The following is a 3,624-nucleotide window of genomic DNA, read 5'->3' as shown; positions in this document are numbered from 1 at the left end:
GGACATGATGATGCACGAACAGGTCCGCGAGGACGCCGGTGGCGCGATTTTGTTCGACGCCGCCGTCTCGCCACAAGTCGACGGCAACTGGTTCGCGCAGGCGTACTGGAGCGAACGTGGCGCCCTGCGTACGGAAAGCGGTGGGCGCGGCGGCGTGGCGATCGTCGATACGTCCGCTGGCGAATGCGTCCTCAAACACTATCGGCGCGGCGGCATGGTGGCAGCTGTACTGGGCGATCGCTACCTTTGGACCGGCGCGGGGCGCACGCGCGGGTTCCGTGAACTGCGTCTGCTCGACATTATCGCCACGATCGGCTTGCCTGGGCCGCGTCCGGTTGCCGCACGCTATGAGCGGCGCGGGCTGTTCTACACCGCCGACCTGTTGACCCGGCGCATCGACGGTGCGGTCACTTTGGCCCAGTGCATCGCGCAGGGACGTCTGGACGGCGAACTGTCCGGAGCGGTCGGGCATCTGGTAGCACGGTTCCATCGCGCTGGGATCTGCCATGCCGATCTCAACGCGCACAATGTCCTGATCGGCCCGGACGGCTTGCATTTGATCGATTTCGATCGCGGCGAGCAGCGGTCGCTCGATAGTGGGTGGCAGCAGGGTAATTTGCGTCGGCTGCGGCGTTCATTGCTCAAGGTGGGTGCCGCCACGCAGGGCGAGGCGGCCTTCGAGGCGGCCGTCTGGACTCCCCTGCGCTTGCAGTACGAGCGTACGCTTACCTCATGAACTGGACTCTGCATTTTCTCGGGGTAGGGGCGGCCCATGCCGCAGAACTGGGGTCTTCCTCGGCCGTACTCGAACGCGACGGCGAGCCGCTGCTCCTGATCGATTGCGGCCCCGATACGCTGGATCGCTACCTGGCAGCCTATGGCGCACCGCCACGCGCGCTTTACGTTACTCATGCGCATATGGATCACGTGGGAGGCATGGAGCGTGCCTTTATCCGCCTGTGGTTCGATGAGGCGCGGCGGGGGCAGACGCGCGTTTTTGCGCACGCGGCGCTGATCCCGTGGCTGCAGGGGCGTGTCGCCGACTATCCCGGCGTGCTTGCCGAGGGCGGCGTGAACTTTTGGGAGGCATTCCGGCTGGTGCCGTTCAGCCGCGGCTTCTGGCTCGATGGCCTGTGGTTCGATGTCTTCGCCACACGACACCATATGCCTGGTACGTCCTATGGTATCGCCCTGGATGGAAGCTTCGCCTTTACCGGCGATACCCGGCCGATACCCGAGATGCTGGAGCGCTACGCCGGTGCCGGCGAAATCGTGGCGCACGATTGTGGCCTGGTAGGTAATCCCTCGCACACCGGGATCGACGACATCGAGCGCGAGTATCCGTCCACCTGGCGCGAGCGTCTGCGTTTGTATCACTACGGTAGTCACGCCGATGGCGCGGCGCTCGAAGCGCGCGGTTTCCACATCGTCGCGCCAGGCGGTCGTATCGACTTGCCTGCGCCGCGGCCGCCACGTGCCGACGCCGGTTGAATCTTTTTCCCGCAAACTCCGGATACCCCCATGAGCACGCAATCGCTGCGCCGTTTCGCCCGCTACAAGGCTTGGGCCGATCGGATGATTCTCGACGCCGCCGCCGAACTGCCCGAAGAAGAACTGATGCGGCCGCGACAGGTGGTTTTCGGCAGCATGCTGGCCATGCTGACCCATGTGTACACCATCGATAGCGTATTCCAGGCGCATCTGGAAGGCCGCGAGCATGGTTTCACTGCGCGCATCACCAGCGAGAAGATCGCGCTGGAGGAACTGGCACGGCGCCAATTGGAGCTGGACGATTGGTACATCGCCTGGGCCGATGGACTGGATGCCGGCCAGGCCGGCGAGACCGTTCATTTCGGTTTCATTGGCGGTGGCGAGGGTGCTATGACCAAGGAGGAGATCCTCCTGCACCTTGTCAGCCATACCAATTATCACCGCGGGTTCGTGGCCGATATGTTCTACGGCGCGGGCGTGCGGCCCCCTACCACCGATTTTCCGGTGTTCTTGCGCGACGTGGCCCAGGTCGCTTGAACTACGTCGCGGTCTTGTCACTCATGCCCGCGCCCGCTATCCTTTCGCCTCTTTGCCGGGCCGAACTGGCCTGAACAGTGCAAGGGTTCACCATTGCGGAGAGGTGTCCGAGTGGTTGAAGGAGCACGCCTGGAAAGTGTGTATACGGCTTATCCCCGTATCGCGGGTTCGAATCCCGCCCTCTCCGCCAGTTGTGAACCCCGGCGCTGATATCGAAAAAGTCTATGGTGGCCCTGTCGGTCCCCCCGCGACGATAGTTCGTAAACCCCGCCAGGTCCGGAAGGAAGCAACGGTAGCGAGCGATTCGGGTGCCGGGGTGTGGCTGGCAGGGCCGCCGCCTTTTTGGGCGTCAGGCCGGCTGTGGGCGCAGCCTGTGAGGTCGGTGGCTGAGCCGCCTGTGAGGAGGCGAAGCCGTGAGGGCTCTTTGCTTCTTTCCCTTCAGAGCGCCGCAGGCGCGGCCGCCGATCTTGCAGCGAGCATAGCGAGCGGCTTCACACCTTGGCACAATCGGGTTTCGCCCACAGGTAATCGTGCATGTCCTATCAAGTCCTGGCCCGTAAGTGGCGTCCACGCAAATTCGCCGAGCTCGTTGGGCAGGAGCATGTCGTGCGGGCGCTGACCAATGCGCTCGATACCGGGCGCATGCACCATGCCTATCTCTTTACCGGTACGCGCGGCGTGGGTAAGACCACGATTGCGCGTATTTTCGCCAAGTCGCTCAATTGCGAGCGCGGCGAATCGGCCGATCCCTGCGGCGAATGCGCGGTTTGCACCGCGGTGGATGCCGGTCGCTTTGTCGATCTGCTGGAAATCGACGCCGCCAGCAATACCGGCGTGGACGACGTGCGCGAAGTGATCGAAAACGCGCAGTACGCGCCTGCGCGCGGCCGCTTCAAGGTGTACCTGGTCGACGAGGTGCACATGCTATCCAAGCCCGCCTTCAACGCCTTGCTCAAGACGCTGGAAGAGCCCCCTCCGCATGTGAAATTCCTGCTCGCCACGACCGATCCGCAGAAACTGCCGGTGACCGTGCTGTCGCGCTGCCTTAAGTTCAACCTGAAGCGTCTGCTCCCCGAACAGATTGCCGGCCAGATGCGGCATATCCTCGGTGCCGAGTCGATCCAGTACGACGACGCGGCGATCGTAGAACTGGCACGCGGGGCCGATGGTTCCTTGCGCGACGGCCTGTCGCTGCTGGATCAGGCCATCGCTTATGGTGGCGGTAGCCTCAACGCCGACGATGTGCGCGCCATGCTGGGCAGCGTCGCCCGGGGGCAAGTGCTGGGCTTGCTCGATGCGCTCGCTGCCGGCGATGGCCAGCAACTTATGCAGGAGTGCGCACGGATTGCCTCGTTCTCACCCGATTTCGGCGGTGTGCTCGATGATCTTGCCGCAGTGCTGCATCGCTTGCAGCTGATTCAGCTGGTACCTGGTTACCGGCCGGAAGAAGGCGAGGGTGACGATAGCGCGCTGCTGGCACTGGCCGAGCGCCTGCAGCCGGAAGACGTGCAGTTGTACTACCAGATCGCCACGACCGGCCGACGTGACCTCGCCATCGCGCCCGACGCGCGCACCGGCTTCGACATGGCCATGCTG

4 protein-coding genes, 1 tRNA gene and 1 other RNA gene are annotated in these 3,624 nt (G+C 64.0%); all 6 read left to right on the top strand.

Translation table 11 applies throughout. The features are described from left to right. The coding region (locus tag VIM98_RS10235) for a 3-deoxy-D-manno-octulosonic acid kinase (protein WP_331993001.1) at positions 1-736 on the top strand (736 nt) is incomplete at its 5' end. Further along, positions 733-1,491, top strand: a complete 759-nt coding sequence (locus VIM98_RS10230; protein ID WP_331993000.1) for an MBL fold metallo-hydrolase — start codon at positions 733-735, stop codon at positions 1,489-1,491. The genes VIM98_RS10235 and VIM98_RS10230, both read left to right, overlap by 4 nt. Positions 1,492-1,521: 30 nt before the next feature. Beyond that, positions 1,522-2,028 (top strand): DinB family protein, encoded by a 507-nt coding sequence (locus tag VIM98_RS10225; protein ID WP_331992999.1) that lies wholly within the window; start codon positions 1,522-1,524, stop codon positions 2,026-2,028. A 97-nt stretch (positions 2,029-2,125) separates the two neighbouring features. Next, positions 2,126-2,218 (top strand) — tRNA-Ser (locus VIM98_RS10220). A gap of 44 nt (positions 2,219-2,262) precedes the next feature. Continuing rightward, an RNA gene (gene ffs / locus VIM98_RS10215) (signal recognition particle sRNA small type) lies at positions 2,263-2,359 on the top strand. A 203-nt stretch (positions 2,360-2,562) separates the two neighbouring features. After that, positions 2,563-3,624, top strand: a 1,062-nt coding sequence (gene dnaX / locus VIM98_RS10210; RefSeq protein ID WP_331992998.1) for a DNA polymerase III subunit gamma/tau, incomplete at its 3' end; no start/stop codon positions are given.

It is taken from the genome of Dyella sp. (assembly GCF_036568765.1).
GTDB lineage: Bacteria > Pseudomonadota > Gammaproteobacteria > Xanthomonadales > Rhodanobacteraceae > GSA-30.
This window is presented reverse-complemented; position numbering and strand designations above follow the sequence as displayed.

Coding starts and splice junctions, on each gene's coding strand:
- VIM98_RS10230 (WP_331993000.1), top strand. CDS start 733: ATGAACTGGACTCTGCATTTTCTCGGGGTAGGGGCGGCCCATGCCGCA.
- VIM98_RS10225 (WP_331992999.1), top strand. CDS start 1,522: ATGAGCACGCAATCGCTGCGCCGTTTCGCCCGCTACAAGGCTTGGGCC.